We start from the raw sequence: 23,782 nt of genomic DNA on the forward strand, positions 1-23,782 counted from the left end.
CAAGGATGCTATTTTGTTTTTAATCCGGTTTAAAGTTACAGGTGGGGCAGGAGCAAGTACTCCGATAAGTTTTGCCAATACTCCAGCTGTTATAGAGGTTTTAAATAAAGATTTTGTTACAATTAAAGTGATAACAGAATCTGGAAAGTTGCAGGTTTTATCTGAAGCACCCAAGGTGCCATCGGCACCAGTAGTAAGCAGTGTTAGTTACTGTCTGGGATCGGCTGCTACGGCATTAACAGCTACGGGCACTAACCTGCTGTGGTATACTTCGGCTTCAGGAGGTTCTGGTTCGGCAACAGCTCCCACACCATCCATCGCTACAGTTGGTACTACTTCTTATTATGTAACCCAGACGGTAGAAGGGGTGGAAAGTGCAAGAGCTAAATTAGATGTAGTAGTAAATCCGTTGCCTGCTGCCCCGATAGTAAGCACTGTTAGCTACCAGCAGGGAGCTGTAGCTACAGCATTAACGGCCACGGGTAATTCGTTGCAGTGGTATGCCGCTGCTACCGGAGGTACGGGTTCGGCTACGGCACCAACCCCATCTACGGCTACACCCGGTACTACATCTTATTATGTATCGCAGACGGTGAATGGTTGTGAGAGTCCCAGAGCAAGGATAGAGGTTACTGTAACAGCACCTGATATTCCATCGGCACCAGTAGTAAGCAGTGTTAGTTACTGTCTGGGATCGGCTGCTACGGCATTAACAGCTACGGGCACTAACCTGCTGTGGTATACTTCGGCTTCAGGAGGTTCTGGTTCGGGCACAGCTCCCACACCATCCATCGCTACAGTTGGTACTACTTCTTATTATGTAACCCAGACGGTAGAAGGGGTGGAAAGTGCAAGAGCTAAATTAGATGTAGTAGTAAATCCCTTTGCCTGCTGCCCCGATTAGTAAGCACTGTTAGCTACCAGCAGGGAGCTGTAGCTACAGCATTAACGGCCACGGGCATTAACCTGCTGTGGTATACCACCGCTACCGGAGGCACTGGTTCGGCAACTGCTCCTACACCCTCAACAGCTGGGGTAGGTACTACATCTTATTATGTATCGCAGATGCTGAATGGTTGTGAAAGCCCAAGAGCCAAAATAGAAGTGATAATAACAGCGCCCAACGTTCCAACAGCACCAGTAGTGAGTAATGTGAATTACTGTCTGGGATCGGCTGCTACGGCATTAACAGCTACGGGCACTAACCTGCTGTGGTATACCGCTGCTACCGGAGGTACTGGTTCGGCAACTGCTCCTACACCCTCAACGGCTGCTGTAGGTACTGTTTCTTACTATGTATCGCAAACGCTGAATGGCGTGGAAAGTCCCAGAGTCAGGCTGGACGTAGTAGTAAATCCGTTGCTAACAGCACCAGCCGTGAGCACTGTTAGCTACCAGCAGGGAGCTGTGGCTACAGCATTAGCAGCCACGGGCATTAACCTGCTGTGGTATACCGCTGCTACCGGAGGTACGGGTTCAGCTACTGCCCCAACGCCATCTACAGCTACAGTAGGTACCACTTCATATTATGTATCGCAGACGCTGAATGGTTGTGAAAGTCCAAGAGCCAAGATAGAGGTTACTGTAACAGCACCTGATATTCCATCGGCACCAGTAGTAAGCAGTGTTAGTTACTGCCAGGGAGCTGTGGCAACAGCCTTAACGGCTACGGGCAGTAACCTGCTGTGGTATTCTTCAGCTACAGGAGGCACGGGTTCAGCCACGGCACCAACCCCATCCACGGCTACACCCGGTACTGTTTCTTATTATGTATCGCAGACGGTGAATGGGGTGGAAAGCCCTAGAGCCAAAGTAGATGTAGTTGTCAATGCGCTAGCCGCTGCACCAACCGTGAGCACTGTTAGCTACCAGCAGGGAGCTGTAGCTACAGCATTAGCAGCCACGGGCACAAACCTGCTGTGGTATACCGCTGCTACCGGAGGCACTGGTTCGGCAACTGCTCCTACACCCTCAACAGCTGGGGTAGGTGCTACTTCTTATTATGTATCGCAGACGCTGAATGGTTGTGAAAGCCCAAGAGCCAAAATAGAAGTGATAATAACAGCGCCCAACGTTCCAACAGCACCAGTAGTGAGTAATGTGAGTTACTGTCTGGGATCGGCTGCTACGGCATTAACAGCTACGGGCAGTAACCTGCTGTGGTATACCGCTGCTACCGGAGGTACTGGTTCGGCAACTGCTCCTACACCCTCAACGGCTGCTGTAGGTACTGTTTCTTATTATGTATCGCAAACGCTGAATGGCGTGGAAAGTCCCAGAGTCAGGCTGGACGTAGTAGTAAATCCGTTGCTAACAGCACCAGCCGTGAGCACTGTTAGCTACCAGCAGGGAGCTGTAGCTACAGCATTAGCAGCCACGGGCATTAACCTGCTGTGGTATACCACCGCTACCGGAGGCACTGGTTCGGCAACTGCCCCAACGCCATCTACCGCTACAGTTGGTACTACTTCATATTATGTATCGCAGACGCTGAATGGTTGTGAGAGTCCCAGAGCCAGGATAGAGGTTACTGTAACCGCTGCGCCCACCAATGGGGTTGCTGCCCCGGTGGTAAGTAGTAAAAATTATTGCCTGGGATCGGCTGCTACAGCACTAACAGCTACGGGCACAAACCTGCTGTGGTATACCGCTGCTACCGGAGGTACTGGTTCGGCAACTGCTCCTACACCCTCAACGGCTGCTGTAGGTACTGTTTCTTATTATGTAACCCAGACGGTAGCAGGGGTGGAAAGTGCAAGAGCCAAATTAGATGTAGTAGTAAATCCGTTGCCAACAGCACCAGCCGTGAGCACTGTTAGCTACCAGCAGGGAGCTGTGGCTACAGCACTAACAGCTACGGGCACTAACCTGCTGTGGTATACGGCTGCTACGGGTGGTACCGGATCCGTAACCGCGCCTACACCATCTACCGCTACAGTTGGTACCACTTCATATTATGTATCGCAAATGCTGAATGGTTGTGAGAGCCCAAGAGCCAAAATAGACATAAATGTAACCGCTGCGCCCACCAATGGGGTTGCTGCTCCGGTAGTTAAAAATTTAAATTATTGCCAGGACGCTCCGGTATCTGGGTTAACAGCTTTAGGAGCTAACTTATTATGGTATACTGCTGCTACGGGTGGCACCGGATCAGCCACTGCACCTATTCCTTCATCGGCTACTGTAGGTACTACTTCTTATTACGTAAGCCAAACCATGAATGGAGTGGAGAGTGAAAGAGCCAAAATAGAGGTAGAAATCAAAGCCTTACCAATGGTTACCCTGGCCGAATTTTCGATTACCATATGCAGTACCGTAACCAACTTCCCTTTAACTGGTGGGCAACCAGCCGGGGGCGTGTATTCCGGAGTGGGGGTAAGCAAAAATATCTTCGATGCTTCTGTAGCCGGAGTAGGGACTCATATTATTTATTATACCTATGAAGAAAATGGCTGTTGGGTTACGGCTCCTACTACGCAGTCTATCATTGTAAATACCTGTACGGGTATACCAGAAAGTAAATTAGCCGCCAATCTTTCTATTTATCCTAACCCGACTCATGATAAGTTGCAGTTACAATTACCGCTGCTAACCAGAACAGCTTTAGAAATAAGGTTATTGGATACAAAAGGAGCGGTGATATATAAACAAAATCATAAGCAGGTGTCCGGGAATTTCAACCAAATAATAGACATGAGCGGAAACGTCCAGGGGGTATACCTGCTCCAGTTAATTCTGGATGATGGCGTAATAACTAAACGGATTATAAAACATTATTAATTTACCTCTAATTGGCCAGAACTATAATTGCCTTTTCAGAGATTTATTTACGTTAAATGGAAACAAAAATCAAATCTTATTTTTTTAAAAGCTGCCTGATTGGAGGTTTAGTATTGAGTGTTTTTTCGTGTAAAAAAGAAAAAGAAGAACCAGGACCTGGCGGTACCACTTCGGATACGATAACCCGGTTTCAGTTGGCCTTGGATGCGCCCAAAGGGAAATTAGATGCTGTTGCTTTTTTTACTGATCCGAATGGCATATCTAACCAAACTGCAGTAACTTCGGTTACCGTAGATGCTAATACGATATACACCGGAACCCTAACCTTAGAAGATGAAAGTAAGACGCCCAAGGCAACGGTAACAAAAAACTATACTGTTTCTTATAGGATTACCGGGATAGATGCTACTATAACCGGAGGTGCCACCCCAACCCTAACCACCAAATCAACAGGAGACGGTACCTTAAATGTTACCCTTACCAAAGCAGATAAGAGCAAAAGTATTGCTTTCCCGATAACCGTAAGGCAATAGCTGTAAAACTATCTTCGCTTATCCTTTAGTTGGACTGCTTTAGTAAAAAAAACGCCAGATTATATTCTAGACAGGCTTTAAAGCAAAAACAATAGCTAAAAGTTAGGCTAAGAAGCTGGTAGTAAAAAAGCCACCATGGGACTAAACTTCATGGTGGCTTTTTCATGATAAGGTTATTTAATGATTACCTGTTTCTGGCTCAGGATTGTAGCGTTATTTTTTACTTCTACCATATAAACGCCTGGATTTAAAGAGCTGTTTACCAATACAGCTCCTCCGGCCGATTCCTCTTTGTTGTAAACGACTTTTCCGGCTAAATCACTTACCCGTTCCGAGACTTTATCCGTTGCTTTCAGGTTACCTGTCGAAATTCTGAATTGACCACCTGGAGCCGGATTTGGATAAATAACAATATCCTGGGATTCAACTGCTGCCGTTGGTTCAGCATTAGCATACGAGTTGGGGGTGTCCCGAATAGGACCGGAATACGGAATGTTCTCTCCAAAAACGGAACCTCTGGCTCCACTAGCCGTCCGGATACCAACCGGCTTTTTAACCGGCGGATGCAATTGCCCGCCCGGGCATTTAAAAGTTTAAACCTTTTATGACCTCCGGCACTGATAGGGAAGGTATTGGTAAAAGCCTTGCTTTGGCCAAACTCTACGCTACAGTTACTTCTGTTAATTAAGAAATTCTTTTATTTAATTCGGTTCAAAACCGTATTAAATCTCTTTCCCTTTTCTATATTGTTGGTTTAAAATTAAATCTGCCTTACCCAGACTTTCATAAACCACCACCACATGAAGCTTAAGGGATTAAGATGGTATATCATAGGGTTAATATCCTTATCTACCGTTATTAATTTTATTGACCGCAGTGCCATTAATATTTTATGGCCTTACATTCATAAAGAGTTCGGCATAAGTACCGCTGATAGTAAAAGTGCCCTGGCCGTTATTACTACCTTTTTCCTGATTGCCTATGCCCTGGGCCAAACCACCCTAGGCAAGGTAATGGACCTGGTGGGTACCCGCGTGGGGATGGCTTTATCCATTGCCGGCTGGAGCATTGCCATTGCCCTGCATGCGCTGGCCAGGTCGCTTTTTGCCTTTAGTTTTTTCCGTTTCTTTTTGGGTTTATTTGAGGCCGGCAACTGGCCGGGAGCTACTAAAAGCAATGCCGAATGGTTTCCGGCCCGGGAGCGCGCTATTGCCCAAGCCTTGTTTAGCAGTAGCACCGCCATTGGTTCTATTATAGCGGCGCCGGTAATTGCCCTGCTGTACGTAGCTTTTGGCTGGCGCATTTCCTTTATTCTGATGGCGGCCCTGGGCTTTCTGTGGATTATACCCTGGTTTATCGTCAATAAAGCCTCTCCGGATAAGCATCCCTGGCTCACGGATGAGGAAAAATCGCATATCGTGTCGGCCAGTGATAGCCCGGCCACCGTAGCTGAACCTCCTTCTGATACCGTTTATACCTGGCGCGAATTATTGTGGTTTAAAAATACCTGGGGCATTTTGCTGGGACGGTTTTTTATTGATCCGGTTTGGTGGCTGTTTATTACCTGGATGCCTACTTTTCTGAAAGAACAGTTTCACCTGGATATTCAGCAGGTAGGGGCGTATTCCTGGTTTCCGTACACGCTGGCGGTAGTAGGAGGTGTATTAGGCGGCATTTTTTCGATGCGGCAGATTAATGCCGGCGTGCCGTCGCATAAGGCCCGCAAAAATGGCATTACCCTAGGTGGTATCTTCATGTTGCTGGCGTTGGTAGCCTCGGTGCTGTACCTGGATGATTTAATCCATTACCCGGAAATAATTATGGTGCTGATAGGAATTACCATGTTTGGCTTCCAGTTCCTGATCTGTAATTTACAAACCTTGCCCAGCGATTATTTTAACGGTAAGAATGTGGGAACGGTAGCCGGAATGGCTGGTACGGCCGCGGTAGTGGGCACGGTATTTACCACCTGGGCGGTACCGGTTATTACCCGCACCAGTTATTATGCTTTTTTTGCCCTGGGTGCTGTTTTGGTGCCCTTGGCCTGGTTATGTATTACCTTTATTGCTTCAGGCGTAAAACCCGAAAACAAATAGAAATTTACTTATGAATAAAATAATTGCTTTGCCACCCAACCGGGTATGGCGTACCTATGTAGGCGGCAAAATGCTGGCTGAGCTAAACCAGGAGGGAGCGCCGGCGGATAGCCATTTTCCGGAAGACTGGATTGCTTCAGTTACCCGGGCTATCAATCCGGGCCGGGAACATCTAGAGGAAGAAGGTTTATCTAAAGTAAAATTTAACGGGCAGTCCGTCATTTTTAAACAATTACTGGAACAGCATCCGGAATATTTTTTAGGGGAGGAACATTTCCAAAAATATGGCTCCCATACCGCTTTTTTACTTAAGTTCCTGGATTCGGCCATCCGGCTGCACCTGCAATGCCACCCCACCATTGCTTTTGCGCAGCAATACCTGAACAGCAACCACGGCAAAACAGAAGGATATTATATTTTAGGAACCCGCGACGATGTGCCGGAACCTTACATTTACCTGGGATTTCAGAAACCGCCTTCGCTGCCCGAATTAAAAAGAGCGGTGGAAGAACAGGATATCGCCTTCCTGGAATCGTGCTTTGAGAAAGTGCCGGTAAGGAAAGGCGATGCTTTCTATGTGCCAGGAGGTTTGCCGCACGCCATTGGCGAGGGGATTTTCATGATTGAAATTATGGAACCTACCGACCTGGTAGCCCGCATCGAATTTGAAAAAGCCGGCTATGTATTGCCGGAAAAAGCCCGGTTTATGGAACGCGGCATTGATTTTGGCTTGTCGATGTTTAACCTGTCGGCCTTACCGGTCCAAACCATCCGGCAGGATTATTTTATGAAGCCCCGGGTTTTATTCGAAAACGAACTGGCCAAAGAAGAGGTTATTTTTGATGATGCTGTTACCAATTGTTTCCGGATGAACCGCCTGGAAGTAAAAGGGCAATACCAGTTTAGTAAACCCGGCTTTTACATAGCCATTGTAACCGAAGGTGCCGGGCAATTGCAGGTAGATGATGAAATTATGGAGGCCCGATTCGGAGATAAATTTTTTATACCGGCCGCTGCTGAATCGCTAACTGTAAATGCACCCGATGGTATGACGCTGGTTTTGGCCATGCCACCGGCCTAAGCTTCCAAAATTATATAGGGAATAATAGCGTTTATGTAATGGAGAATCGACCTGTTAGTTCATTGGCGCGAGCAGCCTGGCTCGTGCCTTTTTTATTAGGTTTCAGACTTATTTATATTAAATAAATCAAATAATTTTTTTTGGCGGCAGGTCCAGTAAGGCAAACAGGTGGGGCATATAAACAGAAGAGCGGATAAGAGACAACATTTCTTTTGCAACAGCGGTTTAAGCGAGGAGTAATGCGAGTTTAAAACTATGAAGGAGGACATATAAGATGAGTCTGGAAAACCCACTTAAGAAATACCCTAAACCGCCGTTTAAAGAACAAGAGCAGCCCTGGCCGGGGTTGGCGGGGCAGATGGATCCGCTGCCGGATCACGGGGAAAAAAGTTATAAAGGTTCGGGGCGGTTGCAAGGCCGGAAAGTTTTGATAACCGGGGGCGATTCGGGCATTGGGCGCGCAGCCGCCATTGCTTATGCCCGCGAAGGAGCCGATGTAGCCATTAATTATTACCCTACCGAAGAGCCGGATGCGCAGGAAGTTATTGCCCTGATTCAGGCCGAAGGACGAAAAGCCGTAGCTATTCCGGGCGACATTACCGAAGAAGCTTTTTGCCAGCGTCTGGTAGCAGAAGCCGTGCAGGAGCTGGGTGGTCTGGATATACTGGTCAGTAATGCTGCTTACCAGCAAACGCACCCGTCTATTCTGGATATACCCAACGAGGATTTTGACCGCACCATGAAGACCAATATTTATGCGCCTTTCTGGATTATAAAAGCGGCTTTGCCGCATTTGCAGCCCGGGTCGGTTATTATTGCTACTACCTCGGAGCAGGCCACTACACCATCCGAAGATTTGTACGACTATGCCCAAACCAAAGCCGCTACTACCAACTTTGTGCGATCCCTGGCCAAACAATTGGCTTCTAAAGGAATTCGGGTAAACGGGGTTGCTCCCGGACCTATCTGGACGCCTTTGCAGGTAAGCGGAGGGGCCACGATGGAAAAGCTAAAAAGCTTTGGTGGCGCCACCCCCATGGAGCGGCCGGGGCAGCCAGCCGAACTGGCTTCTATCTATGTGCAATTAGCTTCTAACGATGCCAGCTATACCAACGGGTCTATATTTGGGGCTATGGGTGGCAGTGGATTGCCGTAAGAAAGGCCAAAATAAACCAGAAAATAAAGGAGCAGTTTTAAGTTGCTCCTTTATTTTTTACCATACTTGAAACTCAACGAGGTTAAAGTGTTTCAAAAGTAATATCAATTTATTTATATAATGGAATGGCTTTAAACGTTTCGGTAAAAACAGTGTCATTCCTGGTAAAGAACAATACCATTCTTTTTTTATTCAGTTCTTTTATTTCACGCGGCTCATTTAAAATCGTAAGCCTATTATTCCGTAAAGCATAAGAATCATAAAACATGGCGTATTCACTGGTATTACAGCTTTCTCGATTAACAATAATAAAACTGTAGCCGGCTCCAAAAATATAAAGATCATCCTTTTGGCAAGGAAGGGTTAATTGTTCCGTAGTTACCTTATCAGGCGTTGTAATTTGTAAAGAGGTGCGCTCCCATCTATGCATAATGAGCAAATGGTCGGGGCTTATTTCTTCTTTTTTGCAGGAAAAAGATAAAAAGAGCAAACAAAAAGGTAATATTTTTTTCATTAGGTAATTTATATTTCTACAAAGGTAGAAAAAAGCTAATTCCGGATAAAATTATAAATCACCGGAAAGTGATAAATAATTGTATTTAAAAATAAACCTTTATAAAGTTATAAATTTGCCTGATTTACTCCTGTGGCTCTTCGTTACCTTCCGGCGTGGCATTGTCTTCTTCTGCTTCGGGGCTTTTAATACTTTCAAAAATGCCGTGGAAAAGGGCCAGCGCGTTATACTTTGGCTTAATTAAGGTCCGAATTTCATTTTCTTCCTGAATGGCCACTTCGGCGTCAGAAAAAGCTTTTATATAAACCTCCGTAGCGGGGTTAAGTTCTTTGGCCAGCAAACTGCCTTTGGAATTCAGGTTTTTTAAAACATCTTTCATTTTAGGCGGATCAATGGAGGCAATAAACAAACAATCTTCCTGGTTCAATATCGCATAAACATACCGAATGGTATCTTCTGCCGACATAGGCCCACTTCCTTTGAACAAAGTTTTTACCTGACTTAACGGATAAGGTAAGTACCCGCGGTTTTTTAAAATTTCCATGTTGTTCCTGTATTTATTTACTTTTAAATAGTGGCAGTTTTATTTACGTTAAATTTCGTAGAAATACGACTTGTTACCGCTAAAAAACAACCTCCCATAAACGGTGGCTGCCCAGAAGTGGTAAAAATAAAGCCTTAAAAAAATACGATTCAGATTATTTCGTAACGGTTAAAGTAGCGGCCTCTAAAGTTTCTTTAGTTTTTTATCATAAGATATATCAGCTGTTTCTGTAAGGAGCAATTGGGTAGTTACATCAATCCTTCCTAACGTTAGGAACGCAGCATCCTGATCTAGTTATAACCGTTTAGAGAAGGTAAGAAAAATTCCGGGAGCATGTATCTTAACAAAATTATTTCCATCTTTTCCTATATAATAATTATTTTATTGGGTTCGTGTTGCTCTATACAAACAAGTAAAGGCCAGGGATTAACGGCGGAGTTATTCGGAGGTACTTCTTTTAGTTTACCTACGCCATTACGGATTGAGCAGCCGGGTGAAGCCACTATTCAGTTTAGGGCGAGGTACCGCACCCGTCCCTGGCATGGCTCCCCGTATTACGCTTACCGGCTGGGATACCGCAACTGGCAGGTGGAGCTGATTCACCACAAAGTGTATCTTCAAAATCCCTCACCCGAAATACAACACTTTGAAGTGTCGCACGGTTATAACTTGGCTTTAGTAAGCCGGTCGTTCCCTAGAAACCAAAAGGAGGGTTGGTTTCGGGTAGGGGTAGGATTGGTTGTTGGTCATCCCGAAGGCCAAATACGGGGCAAGGCTATTAACCCGGTTCGGAGTTGGCTGGGCGGCGGTTACCATATATCCGGGGTAGCTTGGCAGGCGGCCATAGGCCCCCAGCTGGGCATGGCTAAACACTGGTTTATTCGTCCGGAAATAAAAATTACCGGCGCCTGGGCACAAATGCCGCTATCGGGAGGAGGTAAAGCCCAGGTACCTAACCTGGCGTTGCATACCCTCCTGGGGATTGGCTACCGTGGCTTACAATAGCAGGTGATTACATTTATGATAGAATTCGTAATTAGTTAGGTGAAATGAGAAATGTAGTACCAAAAGTAATTTTAGATTTTTAGGGTAAGCACTTATAAAAACTAAAGGTAGGAGTTAACCTGCCTTTAGCTGTAATTTTAAGCATGATTATAAATCCTAATACTAGTTTACTCTAACATTTTTGAAGGTTCCGGATACTGTAATATCCACCTTTTTTCTATCCGGGAAGCCCTGATCAGCGGTGTACGGATCACCTACCTGCTTCATCGTTAAGGTATATTCTCCACTAACCAACTGATGTTTGGCATCATAAGATTTTATCTCATATAGCCCTTCCAGGGTATTCCAACGGCTATCAAACATAGAGCCACCACTGGCATTTGCATAATGTACATAATAAACGGAAGCCTGGCCATTAGCCGGTTCGGGTAAAGATTTTAAGTTATATTTTCCAATATAATCGGATTTTAAATTAGCAACCGGAATCTTAAAGCTGATATGATCGTCTCCGGTAGCATCCCGACCTATTTGGTTTTGGTTTCCGGAATAAAAATAAAACTCTGTTTCAGATTTTAAAGCTTCGGCTTTTAATTCGGAAGGTGCCTGGGTTTTAGTTTTGGGATTACCATCATGATAAGCAAAAAAATGGTTTAAGCTTAATTCTGCTGCCGGCGTAACGGTTGCTTCCTGATCATTTTTGTCGCCACAGGCCGATACTACTAACGTTAGGCTCAGTAAAAAATAAGAGAGTATATTTTTAATTGTCATACTAAAGGGTGATTTAACTAAATACAATTTAAGCCTGAAAACTGGTCAGTTTTCCGAAAAAGTTATTTAGTTAATCTTATACAAACTATATACCAAATTTGTATATAGTAAAAATAAAGTTTTAGGATATAATTTTGCTTTAGAATTTCTTCGTTTTATTTCGCTTCCTGACGATAGAAAAGTTAAAAAGTAGCACGCCACTGGTTCAAAAACGGGTAAAAGAATTTGATTTTCCAAATAATAAAAACTACAACCTGATAAAGCTTTAAGGTCCTGGTTTTATATTATAAATCGGAGCGGGTGTAAATAAATGTAAAAACCTCCCGGCTTATTTATTAGAACAGTTTACCATCCACTGCACTCCAAACCGATCTTTGCAACTACCGTAATAATCGCCCCAGAACATATCCTGCAAAGGCTGCTCTACCTGACCACCAGCCGAAAGGGCCCCAAATAAACGCTCTGTTTCATCCCGTGTATCTGTCAAGAGGTTGATGTACACATTGTTGCCGGGCTGCACCCGAAAGCCCATTGATTCCACGGCATCGGTACCCATCAATAAATGGTCACCCAGAATGGGCAGGGCAATGTGCATTACTAAATCCTGATCGGCATCCGGCAGTGCGGGCATACCTTCCATGGGCGGTATGTCGCGGAAGCGGGAAATTCCGCCAATAAATTCGCCGCCAAAAACCGAACGATAAAAGGAGAAAGCTTCCTCGGTATTGCCCTGAAAGTTTAAATAGGTACTAACACTAGCCATTTTTATAGAGTTATAAGTTAATGAGGAAAGGGTTAATTTTGAAAAATTTGGTTATACCTTAGTTTTGTTGAGCTTCAGCGTATTTTTTAAAGTTGTTCAGAATGGCCTGCCAGCCAGCCTCCTGGAATTCACGTGGCATGGTATCTTCCGCATCAAAAGTTTCGGTAACTATAGTATTGTTATCCTCCGGCTTAAAAGTAACCTGTACTTTCCGACCATCATCCAACACGTATTCAATATGGGTATGCTCCTGTATAGCGGTATATGTTCCTTTAAAATCGAAGCCCCAGCTGCCATCTTTGGCTTCCATGCGCGATTGTAAGGTGCCGCCTACGCGCAAGTCGTTTTCAGCGCTTGGGGTATGCCAATCGTCGGAAGCGGCATTCCATTGGATTATAGCCTGCGGATCATTCCAAAAATGCCAGACTTGCTCGATGGGTGCTGCTACGGTAGCAGAAATGGTAATGGGAGGAGTGGTGGTATTTTCCATAGTAGTTAGTTTAGGGGTATAAATTATTTAACTCCTTTGTAATTACAAACATAATGAGCCATAAAAATTAGGAGGAGTAAAACAGGGTTAAATAAGGTTTTTTACAACTTATTAAATTATCAGCCTTTGCCTCATTTATAGTATTGAAAGGTTTAAATTATTACAGGTTTTTTTTAAAGAAAGATTTAAAAGTACGCAACAATCTAAGTTGATATTATCAATTAATTATCAGATATTTAGATTAAACCCATGGCTAACCCATCTATAAAATTATGGCTGATAAAAAAGACTTAGATTTTACCTATACCACTATTGATAAGCTATTCCGATTAAGTTTAGGAGAATCGGCAGATTACAGTGGAGCCAAATACGACGGCGATTTTTCCATGACCCTGGAAGAAGCCCAGCGGGCCAAGCATAAATTTATTGCTGATAGTTTACATATAAAAAAAGGCAGTAAGGTGTTGGATATGGGTTGTGGCTGGGGGCCTTTTTCTACTTACATCACCAAAGAACGTGGTGCCCAAAGTATTGGCTTAACCTTATCGGAAGGGCAAGCAAAAGCCTGCCAGAAAAATGGCCTGAATGTGTTGATTAAAGATTGCCGCTACGTAAAACCCGAAGACTTCGGGACCTTTGATGCCATTGTTTGCATAGGCGGATTAGAGCATTTTTGCTCGATTGAAGAATGGCAGGCGGGCAAACAGGAAAGCGTTTACCACGATTTTTTCCAACACCTGTACAATCTATTACCGGTAGGTGGTCGGTTTTACATGCAAACCATGACCTTTAGTAAAAACATGCCGGCTTTTGAAGATGTTTCGGTAGATGCTCCCCGGGGTTCGGCAGAGCACGTGCTGGCTTTAATGATAAAAGAGTTTCCCGGTTCCTGGTTGCCGTATGGTCCCGAAATGGTTATCCGGAATGCCGCCCCCGGTTTTAAGCTTATTTCCCAGAGCAGCGGCCGCTTAGATTATATTGAGACTATTGGCCAGTGGCGGAAACGGTTCCGAAAATTTTCATTCCGGAAATACGGATTATACCTGTCGCTTTTACCTAAATATTTAACCAATAAAGAATTAAGAAACCAGGTTGAAGTTTTTCGCATCAGCCCGAACCGGGTTTGTTTTGAACTGGAAGTAATGGATCATTTTCGGCTGGTTTTTGAAAAAGTATAAGTTTCCTTTCCGGTTATTTTAAGGGAAAGATTTGGTAGTTGTTGCTTTTGCAAAGGCTAATGCTTGCCTGTGCTTAGGTGAAAAATTTTAGGAACTCCTGCCGGATGTACAGCTTGTAAATTAGAGCAAGAGGGGAAGGAGAAATAAATTAATAACACTACCAGAAGAACCAATAACTTATTTAAAAAGAGCATCGGAAAGAATTTATTTCTTCCCGGTACTCTTTATTCAAACTAAACATATAAATAGTAAGTCTGCCTTTTAAAGATTGCAGGCTTCTTTTTAAAATAGCTGATTTCATTTAATTTTAATAAGGTTTTGTGCTGCCAGTGGCCCGCCTGGAAACTGCTGCAGCCTGCCGCCTTCATCCAGCTTACCCAGGTCAATGGCCGCAAATCCTATTTTATTTATTATTTCCTGCACTGCCTTTTTGGCTTCGGCATTATTTCCTGAATAAAATAGTATCCGGTTTCCACCTTCATCCCGGGGATCGGAAGCCAGGACAGCGGCCAGTAAGGTATTGAAAGCCTTTACCACCTGCGCTCCCGGTACCAAAGAAGCAATAATTTCACTGGATACTTTTCCGCTTAAATCGGCGGGAACAAAACCGGGTAAAATAGCATTGGTGGCGTCTATTACAATTTTGTTTTCCCAGTTGGATATTCCCGCCAAAGCTTCTTCTACTTTGTTCCAGTTAACCGAAAGAAAAATTATATCGGCCGAAGCCGCTTCAGCGGTAGTGCCAGCTTTGATACCATGACCTATTTCTTCTACTGTTTCGGTTAAAGAAGCCGGGCCGCGGCTGTTGCTGATAATGGTTGGGTAACCTGCTTTGGCAACATGTGCGGCAAATGCTTTTCCTATTTTGCCAGCACCAATTATTCCTATTGTTTTCATGATTTCTTTTGTTTTAATATTTGGGATATTATTTCTAATTAAAGCTTAATTGTTATAGGCGATGGTGCCGTATTTACCATTAAAAAAGTCGCGGTAAGCCTCGGCTATCTGAAGTTTGCTGTTCATTACAAAAGGACCTTCCGCCACGATGGGTTCGGTATAGGGTTCGCCGCCAAATAATATTACATCAATTGCTGAGGAGCCGGTAGAGTTTATTTCTATATGGCCGGCATTTCGGTCAAATTCTACAAACTCCCCAGCCTGGTATCGTATGCCATTAATTTCTACCGGGTTTTCGGGTAAAAAGGCCCCGTATTCCCAACCAGCTTGGGTATCCAGGGAAAACAGTTCGTTGGGCTGCAAGTGAAGGTGATAGATAAACTGGCCGGAATAACTAGGAATAGCAGACGTTAAATTTTCATACTGGCCGGCAATTACTTTTATAAAACTACCTTTTTCGTCCAGCTTCTTTTGCGGCACATCCGGAGCCTGTACAGATAGGTATTGCGGTGCTTCTGCTTTTTGCCGGGAGGGCAAGTTTACCCAGAACTGCAAGCCATGCGTAAGGCCGGTAGTTTCCAGAGGGTCCACATTCAGGGTTTCGTCGTGAATAATACCGTTACCGGCCTTCATCCATTGAATTCCGCCAGAATTTACTTTGGCATAGTTACCGGCACTGTCGAAATGTTCGTCTTCGCCGTGAAGCAAATAAGTTAAGGTAGCAATTCCCCGGTGCGGATGGGCGCCGGTACCGGTTGTCATGCGCGGAGCATCGGGGGCATGCAGTTTAGGCGCAATATGATCCAGGAATACAAATGGCCCAATTGCCCGGGCATAACGATTCGGGATAATCCGGTAAATGGTTAAATCTCCTATATCGGCGCGTTGGCCGGTGGTTGAAAAGCTTACTTCTTTTTTCATTTTAGTATCGGTTAAAGTTTTGTCGGCTGCTGTTTAGTAGCTGCCGTTAACGATACAAATTTGGGAAAAGGAAGGGGCTACAGGCGATGACCTATGTTAAAATAAACTGTTGATATATATCAACGAGGAGAAGTTTAAAATTAAAAAGAGTTATAACGTGGCTAAATAGTTTGTTTGCGGATGCGGCTTAAGGTTTCTTTGGTAATACCCAGGTAGGAGGCAATCTGGTGTTGGGGAAACCGCTGCAGGAAATCGGGATGAGTGGTTAAAAAGTCCTGGTAACGCTTTTCGGCGGAATAACTGATAGTTGCTTTTAGGCGCCTTTGGGTAGCAAAGGAATTTTTATCATCCATTTGCCGGGTCATTTGGGATATGGCGGGTACCTGGTCGAATAAGTTTAGCAAATCGGCCCGGGTAATGAGCAATAACTCTGAATCTTCCCAGGCATCAATATTATAGGGCGTTGGCGTAAGCATCAGGTAACTTTCCCGGTCGCCAATCCACCAGTTTTCAATAGCTAGTTGCAAAATATGTTCAACTCCTTTTTCATCTACGCTGTATTGGCGCATGGCGCCCTGCACAATAAAAGCAAAGTATTTACAAATTTCACCTTCCTGCAACAAGTATTGCTTTTTCCGGAGCTTTTTAAAAGTGAAAGCACTTGTTACCAGCTCCATTTCCGTCTCCGATAGCTGTAAGCCGGTATAGCGGAAAATATAGTTGAACAGCGCTTCGTGCATGGAATAAAAATTTGGTACAGCAATTTATAAATATTTATAATCAAGTTAAGAGTTATCTGCTTTTCACCAATTATTTATTCTGCCGTTGAAATTTTTATTAATATACTAAGCTACAGGAGCTTTTTTTGCCGGTGCGGGAAAAATATAAGTTTACTTTCGCTTTTCCTAAACCTGCCAACTTGCTTCTTCAACTATTTTACATCCAATAAAAACACTAAACATTATTTATTACGGAGTTTACTGATTACCCACCAAAACCTTTCACATAAAGGAGCAGAGGCTGTTTTAAAATTCCAGCCAATTTGAATTGAAAGGATAGTAAAAAAGTAATAAACCTAAATTTGTCTTAGGCTAATTAGTTATGATTTAATGTTTTATCAGAATCTGATCAAAATAAATTATTATAAATTTTATGGATTTTGTTCTATTTTAGAATCTCTTACTTAACTACTAACCTACCACCCAAAATCTATGTCCATTTTACTCTTAAACTATGAAAGCCAAATTATTTAGACAACCTTGGGGGCTGTTACTCATTATAATAATGGGTCAATTTCCTGTAAAGCAAATCCACGCTCAAAACAAATCTTCTGAAATATTATGGGATAATTATGGTGTGCCGCATATTTATGGCACCTCCATAGAAGAAATGTACTATGGTTTTGGCTGGTCGCAGATGCATAACCATGGCAATTTAATACTCCGGCTTTATGGGGAAGCAAGAGGCAAAGGGAGTGAATATTGGGGTGAAAGAGCTAACTTTTTTGACAGGGCTGTGCACCTTTTTAATTTGCCGGAACGAGCTATTGCCAGTTATAATAAACAAAATAATACCTATAAAAAATACTTAGATGCTTTTACAAACGGAGTAAATGCCTATGCAAAGGCGCATCCTGAGGCTATTGCGGAGGAAATAAAACAGGTATTGCCAATTAAACCAACTGATGTACTCTCCCATACCATGCGCGTAATAAACATTGAATTTATGGTGGGTGCTGAAGCGGGTAAAGAGCGTGCCTCACCACCTGGTTCAAATGCCATGGCTATTAGTCCGTCAAAGTCAGCTTCTAAGAATGCCATGTTAGTCGCTAATCCGCATCTCGCCTGGGAGTACCTGTTTACTTTTTTTGAAGCACATTTAAATGGTCCGGATTTTAATGCCTATGGAGCTGCGCTGGTGGGTATGCCTTTTTTAGCCATTGCCTTTAACGATAATCTGGGCTGGACCCACACGGTAAATACCATTGATGCCGTAGACCGGTATGAGTTAACTTTACAAAACGATGGCTATTTATTGGATGGCGTGCAACAGCCCTTTGAAGTAAAAAAAGTAACTTTTAAAGTTAGGCAACCCGATGGCAGCTTTCAGGAAAAGAAGGTGGAACTGAAATCGACGAAGCATGGCCCTGTATTAATAGGTCAAAACGGAAAATCCTATGCCATCCGGGCAGCAGGTTGGGATAATTACGATTTAATGTGGCAATATCATAAAATGGGGCAATCTAAAAACTGGCAGGAATTTGAAGCCAATGTAAAAATGATGCAAATGCCCATGTTTAACCTCCTGTACGCCGATAAAGCTGGTAATATTTTTTACTTATTCGGGGGCAATGTTCCCAAAAGGTCGGAAGGGAATGGGGCTTTCTGGGAAGGAGCAGTTCCCGGAACGGAATCTAAATATATCTGGACCCAGACCCACCCTTACCAGGATTTGCCCAAGCTTTTTAACCCTAAAAGTGGATTTGTGCATAATGCCAACGATGCCCCCTGGACCAGTACTTACCCGGTAGCTTTAAATCCAAAGAACTACCCGGCCTACATGGCACCTTTAAAAATGGATTTACGGGCCCAGCGCGGCGTAAACCTTATAAAAGACGATTCTTCCATTACCTTTGAGGAACTGGTAAACTATAAGATGAATACCGGTTTAGAGGCCGCAGACCGTTTTTTAAATGACTTGCTTCAGGCAGTAGAAAAATACCCTGATTCGGCTGCTAGTAGGGCGGCTCAGGTTCTAAAAGCTTGGGATAAACAAACCAATGCCAATAGTAAAGGCGCTGTTTTATTTGCCACCTGGTTTGATAAGGTAAACCCTGGAATGTTTGGTAATTCTATGAATTTTAACCCGGATATGATTACGAATCTCTGGCGTTTAGAGCAGCCGGTTACTACTCCCAATGGTTTAAAAGATCCGCAAAAGGCGGTAGCCTTGCTGGTTCAAGCTGCTAATGAAGTAAAGCAAAAATATGGGGCGATGGATGTAGCCTGGGGAGACGTAAATCGTTTTAAAAGAGGAAGTTTGGATATTCCAGGTAATGGTGGCAATGGCCTTTTAGGTATTTATCGTACTATGCAGTTTAGAGAAGCGCCAGATAAAAAAGCGTATGCTATTGCGGGAGAAGGGTATATTGCGGTTACAGAATTCGGGCCAAAAGTAAAGGCCCAGGTTTTACTGGCTTATGGCAATGCTTCCCAGCCCGGTAGTAAACATATCAGCGATCAGCTCCAGTTATTGGCAGATAAAAAACTTCGGCCGGCTCTGCTGGAAAAAGCTGCTGTTCTGCAAAATTTAGAAAAGCGAGAACGGATAATTTATTCCCCGGAAAAAAATCATAAAAAGTAATTGTTCTGGTTTTGTATAGTTGACGAAAGCCTTCTTGCCGTTACGATAAGTTTAGGAAGGGGTAAGGAGGGTTAACCTGGTAAATAAGTAGTTAAGTTGTCCTGGTTGGAAGCTAAAGTTATAATCGTCGCAAATACCAGCTGGATAAATGGAGGGTCTTAACCAACTTCAGGGTATAAATTTGCCTACGGGTGAGGCGTTGAGCAGATATTTAAGATATGGAAATTTCAGCCATTATCTTATATTTAAGCTCCTAAATAAGACCTATGAAAAAATATCATTTCCCGCTGGTTATTTTAATGCTTTTGTGGCTGGTGGCGCCGGCCTGGGGGCAACAGTTTAAAGTGTTGGTTTACACCAGTCCCGATCGGTGGCACGACCCGACGATTCCGGTAGCCATGCAGGAATTCCGGGAAATGGCCCTTAAGCATCACTTTGAATTAGCCTGGGCGCAGAAAGATGGCAATGCCAAAACCACCGACCCATTTTCTGATGAGTATCTGAAGCAATTTAAAGTAGTTGTTTTCCTGCACTCCCGGGGATACGATCTTTCGGCAAAGCAAATGGAAAGTTTTAAACGGTTTATTCGCAACGGGGGCGGTTTTGTAGGTATTCATGCGCCTGCGGCCAACAAGGGACAACAAGAGTGGTTTCAAAAATTAATTGGGCGGGTTTTTACCGATCATCCGGAAGAGCAAACGGCTGTTATGAACGTGCAGGATAGAAATTTTCCGGCCACCATGCACCTGCCCGAAAAATGGGTTTGGACTGATGAGTGGTACTCCTTTGGCGAAGCTTTCAACAAAAATTTAAAACTTTTAATGACCGTGGATGAGAAAACCTATGATCCGGACCGGACCTGGAACAATCCCAACCGGAAAACAGCCATGGGCAAGTTTCATCCCATTTCCTGGTACCACGAATACGACGGGGGACGGTCGTTTTATACGGCGCTGGGTCATATTCCGGCCGCCTATAAAGATCCCTGGTTTCTGGCGCATATTTATGGGGGTATTTACTGGGCTGCCACTGGTTTGGGAGTACCTAAATAACGAATGGCCCTGGGCAAGTTGTTTTGCTGTTATAAATAGAAAAGGGGAGCTTTATTAGCTCCCCTTTTTATATGTATTTCTCCTAATTCTGTAAATTTAGCGTAGCTTAACTTCCAGCAATTAAGGTTTATTTCTTTTTAAGATTGGTTGGCATTATTTCCGTTTTCGATCCGCCCGATTTACCTGCCTGGTAATCAGATTGCCCTTTATGCCCATCGGCGCTAGGTGCTTTTTTCAGGTTTTTACCGCCTTTATCTTTGCTCATATTGTTTGGTTTAATTACCTATTTTATTAGATAATGGTTAATGAAGTTTTTAATTAGGGTAAAAAGGAATATGTTACTGGTAACTATAATGGTTAACGGATTAAACTTGAAAGCAACCGGAATTATTTTACATTATTTTTAAAACCCCCATCCAGCAGGATTTTTGGGGCGAAACAGCCAGCAGCTATTAGGTATGATTTAAGGGAAAACAATTAGTTTAAAAGCTCTTAGATAAATGAATTACAAAAGCCTGGATTTACCATTCCTGATTTTAAGAAGACCTCATAGTATACCTGCCGGAAAAAATTTGGAAAGGAACTAGGCCTTACAGGCCGATTTGCAATATCAAATTACGATTCTGAATAAAACCCTGGAGAATATAAAAAATCAGGTACCATTTAATATTACAGATGAATTTATTTATAAAGTGCACAAATGGGCTGATAAGCTAGAATTTGGTATCAGTTCTGAAGAAGAATTGAAAATATCCCATTTCCTGAAAAATGAAACCATACCTTATCTAAAGTTGGTTAACCAGAATTATCCTAATACGGCGGCCCTTACCCAATCGTATTTTGATAATACCCTCCATAATAACGGGCTTATGTCTGAGAACCGGTCTCAAGTGGAAAGCTCTATTCAAACCATTAACAAAACTATTTTAGAATACCTGGAGCATTTTCAGGATGAGTTGCAGGCATCTTACCCGTGTTATTATGAAACCTTCCGGAGCGACGGCATTGAATATGATTTTTATCTGGGGCTATCTCTTGTTCCGGAAAGACCATTTAATCCCTGGTATTTAAAAAATTTACGTTTGTGGCAATTAAATGGCATGGCGGCTATTGCAAAACTTACTAAAGCCCTGCAAACAAAACTTCCGAAGGCATTAGAAACCACTCAACTAATTTTTGTGCATGCGCATCCCATAACCATTAGTTTCCGGACCGATGAGCGTCGGTTTGATGTAGAAGGGGCCCATAATGTGCAGTATGAAATTATTAAAAAGAGGATAGATAAAGTTCACCTGATAAACTCGCAGGAACGACTGACCCAACCCGATAAGATTGCCATTGTGTATTACAACAACCGGGAAGCCGATGAATATACCGAATACATCCAATACCTGCAGGAACGAAATGTGTTAAATCACGATCTGGAATATCTGGATTTAGAAGAGCTGCAAGGGGTAACGGGGTTAAAAGCTTTACGGGTAGGGGTTAATTATAATATTTAGCAACTTTGAAAAATAGAATAACATTTTATGGTGTTGTTTTAGTTATACAAACGCTATTTAAGCCAAGCAGGAGATAGGATTTCGGGTATGTGCGTAGAGGGCCCTAACGCTAATTATAGTAAGATTAAAATTCAGGTTGCTGCCGCTCTATAAATATTAAAAGGGTATTGGCAGAAAAATCCTTAAAAAGTGCTACCCTGATTACCTGGTTTTATAGGCAACAGCCTGCTTACGGTCTTGCTTCAACTCCGGCAAGTAAAACTTTAAGAATTCTAAACTGGTAAAGTGCTTCTTCTAGAGGCAATCACTGCCGAGCTTTCATTAAATACTAATAAATAGGGCATAACTATTTATTAGGCTAATGGTTATAATGTAAAAAAAACCGCAACAGAAGGTAATAAGCTGGAGTAAAAGCATATTTATTCCTAAACTTTTTTAATAAACACCTGTTAAAACATAATATAACCCCTAATGGTATGGATGCACTGGTAAAAGAATTTCTGGAAAAGGTTACCTTAAGAAATCCGCATGAGCCGGAGTTTTTGCAAGCCGTACAGGAAGTAGCAGAAACAATTATTCCCTATTTAGAAGAAAATCCTAAATATAAAAAAGCTAAAATTCTGGACCGCATGGTGGAGCCCGAACGCGTGCTTATGTTCCGGGTGCCCTGGCTCAACGACCGTAACGAAGTGGAAGTTAACCGCGGTTTTCGGGTGCAGATGAACAGTGCGATCGGGCCTTATAAAGGTGGGTTGCGGTTTCACCCTTCCGTAAACCTAAGCATCCTTAAATTTTTAGCTTTTGAGCAGGTACTTAAAAACAGCCTTACCGGACTACCAATGGGCGGGGGCAAAGGTGGTTCTGATTTTGACCCGAAAGGAAAATCAGATGGGGAAATAATGAAATTTTGCCAGAGCTTTATGACCGAGCTTTACCGGCATGTTGGTGCCGATATAGATGTTCCGGCGGGTGATATTGGAGTAGGCTCCCGCGAGGTAGGTTTCTTGTTTGGGCAATACAAACGCATAAAAGGCGAATTTACCGGAGTTTTAACGGGTAAAGGAACCAGTTGGGGTGGAAGCCTTATCAGGCCAGAGGCTACAGGTTACGGGGTGGTTTATTTTGCTGAGGACATGTTGCAAACCCGGGCCGAAACATTAGCTGGAAAGACCGTCGTGGTTTCGGGTTCCGGTAATGTGGCCCAGTATACCGTAGAAAGATGCCTGCAAGCCGGGGCCAAAGTAGTAACTCTGTCTGACTCGGAAGGATTTATTTATGACCCGGCAGGTATTGATGCAGAAAAACTGGCTTATGTAATGACTTTGAAAAACGAGCAGCGGGGACGCATCCGGGAATACGCCGAAAAATATGGTTGTGAATTTTTTGCGGGACAAAAGCCCTGGAATATCAAATGTGATGTGGCCTTTCCCAATGCTACCCAAAATGAACTAGACGAAGAAGATGCCCGCACATTAGTAGGTAATGGTTGTATATGTGTAGCCGAAGGTGCCAATATGCCCAGCACGCCGGAAGCCATTCATGTTTTTACCGAAGCTAAAATTTTATATGCCCCTGGTAAAGCCTCTAATGCCGGTGGGGTAGCCGTTTCCGGTTTGGAAATGTCCCAGAACTCGCTGCGTATTTCCTGGAACCGCGAAGAAGTTAATAGCAAGCTGCGCGAAATCATGAAAGATATTCACCGGATTTGTGTAGAATATGGTACCGAAGCAGATGGGTATATTAACTATGAAAAAGGTGCGAATATCGGCGGTTTTGTTAAGGTCGCCGATGCAATGCTGGCCCAGGGAATTGTATAATTTACTTTTTTAAGCCTGTATTGCAGAAGACAACTTTTAAATTTTAACTGGCCTTAATTAATCCATAAATATATAAAGGTACAGGCCTATGGATTAGTTAAGGCCTCTCTTTTTTACCTATGACCAAATGCAAAAAGAAATTTCCTGTTTGCCATTTAAATTTTTCACGGTTCAATAAAAACAATTAAATAGTAGAGGAAAGCCTGCTTCCCAACTGGTAATTTTTAGTAGCACTACTTTGGATTTTTTAACCATTTTCTGCAAGTTTAGCGAAGCTTAACTTGTAGTATAAATTAAACAAGTTTAAAACTTGTTCCAGGTG

The 23,782-nt window shown here is 43.3% G+C and carries 22 protein-coding genes; 12 read left to right on the forward strand and 10 right to left on the reverse strand.

The features are described from left to right. The 3 genes from ADHAQ_RS28400 to ADHAQ_RS0119380 all read left to right on the forward strand — a co-directional run. Positions 1-904 (forward strand): immunoglobulin domain-containing protein (locus ADHAQ_RS28400; protein WP_034256932.1); only part of this gene is annotated, 904 nt, incomplete at its 5' end. Beyond that, positions 892-3,780 carry an Ig-like domain-containing protein gene (locus tag ADHAQ_RS26355; RefSeq protein WP_281172392.1) on the forward strand — a complete coding sequence of 963 codons (2,889 nt, stop codon included), beginning with the start codon at positions 892-894 and terminating at the stop codon, positions 3,778-3,780. The genes ADHAQ_RS28400 and ADHAQ_RS26355, both read left to right, overlap by 13 nt. 56 nt (positions 3,781-3,836) lie before the next feature. Continuing rightward, positions 3,837-4,313, forward strand: coding sequence for a hypothetical protein (locus ADHAQ_RS0119380; RefSeq protein ID WP_026464353.1), 477 nt, complete (start codon positions 3,837-3,839; stop codon positions 4,311-4,313). A gap of 173 nt (positions 4,314-4,486) precedes the next feature. On the opposite strand, the gene ADHAQ_RS0119385 is transcribed toward ADHAQ_RS0119380, so the two are convergent. After that, positions 4,487-4,882 (reverse strand): T9SS type A sorting domain-containing protein, encoded by a 396-nt coding sequence (locus tag ADHAQ_RS0119385; RefSeq protein ID WP_026464354.1) that lies wholly within the window; start codon positions 4,880-4,882, stop codon positions 4,487-4,489. 231 nt (positions 4,883-5,113) lie between these two features. Between ADHAQ_RS0119385 and ADHAQ_RS0119395 the strand changes: the two genes are divergently transcribed. The 3 genes from ADHAQ_RS0119395 (at position 5,114) to ADHAQ_RS0119410 (ending at position 8,646) form a co-directional block, all read left to right on the forward strand. Continuing rightward, entirely contained in the window at positions 5,114-6,409 is a 1,296-nt protein-coding gene (locus ADHAQ_RS0119395; protein WP_026464355.1) for an MFS transporter, read from the forward strand. 10 nt (positions 6,410-6,419) lie between these two features. Beyond that, complete coding sequence (locus tag ADHAQ_RS0119400; protein WP_026464356.1) at positions 6,420-7,490, forward strand: class I mannose-6-phosphate isomerase; 1,071 nt, start codon at positions 6,420-6,422, stop codon at positions 7,488-7,490. A gap of 274 nt (positions 7,491-7,764) precedes the next feature. Further along, positions 7,765-8,646: an SDR family oxidoreductase gene (locus tag ADHAQ_RS0119410; RefSeq protein WP_026464357.1), complete on the forward strand. Its 882-nt coding sequence runs from the start codon at positions 7,765-7,767 to the stop codon at positions 8,644-8,646. 109 nt (positions 8,647-8,755) lie between these two features. Here the strand turns inward: ADHAQ_RS0119410 and ADHAQ_RS0119415 are convergent, their stop codons facing one another. Both ADHAQ_RS0119415 and ADHAQ_RS0119420 read right to left on the reverse strand, forming a co-directional pair. After that, entirely contained in the window at positions 8,756-9,160 is a 405-nt protein-coding gene (locus ADHAQ_RS0119415; RefSeq protein ID WP_026464358.1) for a hypothetical protein, read from the reverse strand. A 124-nt stretch (positions 9,161-9,284) separates the two neighbouring features. Continuing rightward, a complete protein-coding gene (locus ADHAQ_RS0119420) occupies positions 9,285-9,704 on the reverse strand; it encodes a hypothetical protein (RefSeq protein ID WP_026464359.1) in 420 nt (139 codons plus the stop codon). Between the two features lie 333 nt (positions 9,705-10,037). Between ADHAQ_RS0119420 and ADHAQ_RS0119425 the strand changes: the two genes are divergently transcribed. Next, positions 10,038-10,709 (forward strand): hypothetical protein, encoded by a 672-nt coding sequence (locus tag ADHAQ_RS0119425; protein ID WP_026464360.1) that lies wholly within the window; start codon positions 10,038-10,040, stop codon positions 10,707-10,709. 162 nt (positions 10,710-10,871) lie between these two features. Here the strand turns inward: ADHAQ_RS0119425 and ADHAQ_RS0119430 are convergent, their stop codons facing one another. The 3 genes from ADHAQ_RS0119430 to ADHAQ_RS0119440 all read right to left on the reverse strand — a co-directional run bounded on the left by ADHAQ_RS0119430 (position 10,872) and on the right by ADHAQ_RS0119440 (position 12,730). Continuing rightward, positions 10,872-11,477, reverse strand: coding sequence for a hypothetical protein (locus ADHAQ_RS0119430; RefSeq protein ID WP_026464361.1), 606 nt, complete (start codon positions 11,475-11,477; stop codon positions 10,872-10,874). Between the two features lie 328 nt (positions 11,478-11,805). Then, a complete protein-coding gene (locus ADHAQ_RS0119435) occupies positions 11,806-12,240 on the reverse strand; it encodes a VOC family protein (protein WP_026464362.1) in 435 nt (144 codons plus the stop codon). 58 nt (positions 12,241-12,298) lie between these two features. Next, positions 12,299-12,730, reverse strand: coding sequence for an SRPBCC family protein (locus tag ADHAQ_RS0119440; protein WP_026464363.1), 432 nt, complete (start codon positions 12,728-12,730; stop codon positions 12,299-12,301). Positions 12,731-13,002: 272 nt separating this feature from the next. Here ADHAQ_RS0119440 and ADHAQ_RS0119445 point away from each other — a divergent pair, with 272 nt between their 5' ends. Beyond that, complete coding sequence (locus tag ADHAQ_RS0119445) at positions 13,003-13,908, forward strand: class I SAM-dependent methyltransferase (RefSeq protein ID WP_026464364.1); 906 nt, start codon at positions 13,003-13,005, stop codon at positions 13,906-13,908. Positions 13,909-14,205: 297 nt separating this feature from the next. Here ADHAQ_RS0119445 and ADHAQ_RS0119455 read toward each other — a convergent pair whose 3' ends face one another. From ADHAQ_RS0119455 to ADHAQ_RS0119465, 3 genes are all read right to left on the reverse strand, one after another. Next, positions 14,206-14,805: an NADPH-dependent F420 reductase gene (locus ADHAQ_RS0119455; RefSeq protein ID WP_026464365.1), complete on the reverse strand. Its 600-nt coding sequence runs from the start codon at positions 14,803-14,805 to the stop codon at positions 14,206-14,208. A gap of 45 nt (positions 14,806-14,850) precedes the next feature. Further along, complete coding sequence (locus ADHAQ_RS0119460; RefSeq protein ID WP_026464366.1) at positions 14,851-15,726, reverse strand: pirin family protein; 876 nt, start codon at positions 15,724-15,726, stop codon at positions 14,851-14,853. 161 nt (positions 15,727-15,887) lie between these two features. Beyond that, positions 15,888-16,466: a Crp/Fnr family transcriptional regulator gene (locus ADHAQ_RS0119465; protein ID WP_026464367.1), complete on the reverse strand. Its 579-nt coding sequence runs from the start codon at positions 16,464-16,466 to the stop codon at positions 15,888-15,890. A gap of 493 nt (positions 16,467-16,959) precedes the next feature. Here ADHAQ_RS0119465 and ADHAQ_RS26360 point away from each other — a divergent pair, with 493 nt between their 5' ends. Next, positions 16,960-19,089: an acylase gene (locus ADHAQ_RS26360; RefSeq protein ID WP_051360041.1), complete on the forward strand. Its 2,130-nt coding sequence runs from the start codon at positions 16,960-16,962 to the stop codon at positions 19,087-19,089. A 266-nt stretch (positions 19,090-19,355) separates the two neighbouring features. Then, the gene (locus ADHAQ_RS0119475; protein ID WP_026464368.1) at positions 19,356-20,141 is read left to right on the forward strand and encodes a ThuA domain-containing protein; all 786 of its coding nucleotides are present in this window, start codon (positions 19,356-19,358) and stop codon (positions 20,139-20,141) included. Positions 20,142-20,268: 127 nt separating this feature from the next. On the opposite strand, the gene ADHAQ_RS28405 is transcribed toward ADHAQ_RS0119475, so the two are convergent. After that, entirely contained in the window at positions 20,269-20,406 is a 138-nt protein-coding gene (locus ADHAQ_RS28405; RefSeq protein ID WP_169728017.1) for a hypothetical protein, read from the reverse strand. Between the two features lie 337 nt (positions 20,407-20,743). Here ADHAQ_RS28405 and ADHAQ_RS0119490 point away from each other — a divergent pair, with 337 nt between their 5' ends. Further along, entirely contained in the window at positions 20,744-21,643 is a 900-nt protein-coding gene (locus tag ADHAQ_RS0119490; protein ID WP_026464369.1) for a hypothetical protein, read from the forward strand. Between the two features lie 476 nt (positions 21,644-22,119). Further along, a complete protein-coding gene (gdhA, locus tag ADHAQ_RS0119495) occupies positions 22,120-23,460 on the forward strand; it encodes an NADP-specific glutamate dehydrogenase (protein WP_026464370.1) in 1,341 nt (446 codons plus the stop codon). Positions 23,461-23,782 lie beyond the last annotated feature (322 nt).

It is taken from the genome of Adhaeribacter aquaticus DSM 16391 (genome assembly GCF_000473365.1).
GTDB classification, from domain to species: domain Bacteria; phylum Bacteroidota; class Bacteroidia; order Cytophagales; family Hymenobacteraceae; genus Adhaeribacter; species Adhaeribacter aquaticus.

Coding starts and splice junctions, on each gene's coding strand:
- ADHAQ_RS0119425 (WP_026464360.1), top strand. CDS start 10,038: ATGTATCTTAACAAAATTATTTCCATCTTTTCCTATATAATAATTATT.
- ADHAQ_RS28405 (WP_169728017.1), bottom strand. CDS start 20,406: ATGAGCAAAGATAAAGGCGGTAAAAACCTGAAAAAAGCACCTAGCGCC.
- ADHAQ_RS0119380 (WP_026464353.1), top strand. CDS start 3,837: ATGGAAACAAAAATCAAATCTTATTTTTTTAAAAGCTGCCTGATTGGA.
- ADHAQ_RS0119420 (WP_026464359.1), bottom strand. CDS start 9,704: ATGGAAATTTTAAAAAACCGCGGGTACTTACCTTATCCGTTAAGTCAG.
- gdhA (WP_026464370.1), top strand. CDS start 22,120: ATGGATGCACTGGTAAAAGAATTTCTGGAAAAGGTTACCTTAAGAAAT.
- ADHAQ_RS0119395 (WP_026464355.1), top strand. CDS start 5,114: ATGAAGCTTAAGGGATTAAGATGGTATATCATAGGGTTAATATCCTTA.
- ADHAQ_RS26360 (WP_051360041.1), top strand. CDS start 16,960: ATGAAAGCCAAATTATTTAGACAACCTTGGGGGCTGTTACTCATTATA.
- ADHAQ_RS0119465 (WP_026464367.1), bottom strand. CDS start 16,466: ATGCACGAAGCGCTGTTCAACTATATTTTCCGCTATACCGGCTTACAG.
- ADHAQ_RS0119400 (WP_026464356.1), top strand. CDS start 6,420: ATGAATAAAATAATTGCTTTGCCACCCAACCGGGTATGGCGTACCTAT.
- ADHAQ_RS0119475 (WP_026464368.1), top strand. CDS start 19,356: ATGAAAAAATATCATTTCCCGCTGGTTATTTTAATGCTTTTGTGGCTG.
- ADHAQ_RS0119415 (WP_026464358.1), bottom strand. CDS start 9,160: ATGAAAAAAATATTACCTTTTTGTTTGCTCTTTTTATCTTTTTCCTGC.
- ADHAQ_RS0119435 (WP_026464362.1), bottom strand. CDS start 12,240: ATGGCTAGTGTTAGTACCTATTTAAACTTTCAGGGCAATACCGAGGAA.
- ADHAQ_RS0119410 (WP_026464357.1), top strand. CDS start 7,765: ATGAGTCTGGAAAACCCACTTAAGAAATACCCTAAACCGCCGTTTAAA.
- ADHAQ_RS0119445 (WP_026464364.1), top strand. CDS start 13,003: ATGGCTGATAAAAAAGACTTAGATTTTACCTATACCACTATTGATAAG.
- ADHAQ_RS0119460 (WP_026464366.1), bottom strand. CDS start 15,726: ATGAAAAAAGAAGTAAGCTTTTCAACCACCGGCCAACGCGCCGATATA.
- ADHAQ_RS0119430 (WP_026464361.1), bottom strand. CDS start 11,477: ATGACAATTAAAAATATACTCTCTTATTTTTTACTGAGCCTAACGTTA.
- ADHAQ_RS0119440 (WP_026464363.1), bottom strand. CDS start 12,730: ATGGAAAATACCACCACTCCTCCCATTACCATTTCTGCTACCGTAGCA.
- ADHAQ_RS0119455 (WP_026464365.1), bottom strand. CDS start 14,805: ATGAAAACAATAGGAATAATTGGTGCTGGCAAAATAGGAAAAGCATTT.